This window comes from Streptomyces sp. NPDC059900, from assembly GCF_050270335.1.
Lineage (GTDB): Bacteria > Actinomycetota > Actinomycetes > Streptomycetales > Streptomycetaceae > Streptomyces.
Map to the genome: position 1 here is coordinate 1 of NZ_JBNNJZ010001068.1, position 1,481 is coordinate 1,481.

Consider the following 1,481-nt stretch of genomic DNA (forward strand, 5'->3'; position numbering starts at 1 on the left):
GAATCCGGACCACCTCGCTCGCTGGGCCTCCACCGTCGAGGGCCTTGGCTTCGATCTGCTGATGATGTCCGATCACGTGGCGATCACTCCGGATGTCGCAGGGCAGTACCCCGCGCCCTTCTACGAACCCTTCACCACGCTCGCCTGGATGGCCGGCATCACCACCCGGATCAAGCTGGGGACGACGGTGCTCATCACCCCCTACCGCCACCCGCTGCTGGTCGCCCGCATGGCTGCCAACCTGCATGAACTCAGCGGCAAACGGCTGGTCCTCGGCGTGGGCGTCGGCTGGGCCCGCGAGGAGTTCGAAGCCCTTGGCGTCCCCTTCGAACGGCGCGGCGCGCTGACCGACGAGTGCCTGCGGACCCTGCGCACCGCCTGGCGGGACGACGCCGACTACCGCTGCGGACAGATTCCGATCTGGATCGGCGGGAACAGCGACGCGGCCATACGCCGGGCCGTGCGGTTCGGTGCTCCGTGGCATCCGCTGCGGTTCACGATGCCCTGGTTCCGGGACGCGCTGGAGCGGCTGCGGGGCATCTGCGCCCAACTCGCCCTGCCCGTACCGGGTCTGGCGCCGCGTATTCGCCTCAGCCTCACGGACCAACCCGTCGACCGGCCGGAGCGCCGGGCGGGCGAAGGCACCCTCGAACAGGTCCTGGAGGACATCGGGGAACTGCGCCTGGCCGGTGCCCAGAGCGTGCTGCTCGACCCGTACCACGGCGATCCGGCGGAGACGCTGCGGCCCGAGGCGGCCTGGCAGGCGCTGGCCGCGGTGGCCGCACACCGCACGTAGCACGGCCGGCAGCCCTCCGGCGGTTCGCGACCAGCTCTCCGGCACCTGCACCTCTCGAGTACCTTGCAAGCATCTCTCCGGCATTTCTACAGAGATGGAGCAGCAGTGGCACCTCACGACCGCGACCACGACCTCCCGGGATCCGGCACCGCTCCCGCCGCCGAAGCCGCCCAAGTCGGCGAAGCCGATCTGTCCCACCTGCGCCGCTGCATCGAGCTGGCGGCCGAGGCGCTGGAGGCCGGCGACCTGCCGTTCGGGTCCGTGCTCGTGGACGCGGACGGCCGCGTCCGGGCCGAGGACCGCAACCGCGAGACCACCACCAACGACCCCACGGCACATCCGGAGATCGCGCTCGCCCGGTGGGCCGCGACGCACCTGACTCCCGGAGAGCGGGCCGCGGCGACGGTGTACACCTCGGGGGAGCACTGCCCGATGTGCGCGGCCGCGCACGGCTGGGTCGGCCTGGGCCGCATCGTGTACGCGAGTTCGTCGCGGCAGGCCAGGGAGTGGAAGGCCGAGTGGGGCGTGCCCCTGACCTCGCCCCTGAGCCCGCTGACCGTCCAGGAGGTCGTGCCCGGCCTGGAGGTGGCCGGACCGGTTGCCGAACTGGACGTGCAGGTGCGGGAGTTGCTGTGGAAGCGGCTGCGCATGAAGCAGAGCGCAGCCGACTGACGGCGCCACAGGT

The 1,481-nt window shown here is 71.6% G+C and carries 2 protein-coding genes; both read left to right on the top strand.

Features of this window, described 5'->3' with window-relative positions:
- A partial coding sequence (locus ACQKIP_RS47275; RefSeq protein WP_427745844.1) for an LLM class flavin-dependent oxidoreductase occupies positions 1–796 on the top strand: 796 nt, incomplete at its 5' end.
- Positions 797–985: 189 nt separating this feature from the next.
- The gene (locus tag ACQKIP_RS47280) at positions 986–1,468 is read left to right on the top strand and encodes a nucleoside deaminase (protein WP_427745845.1); all 483 of its coding nucleotides are present in this window, start codon (positions 986–988) and stop codon (positions 1,466–1,468) included.
- Positions 1,469–1,481: the final 13 nt, after the last annotated feature.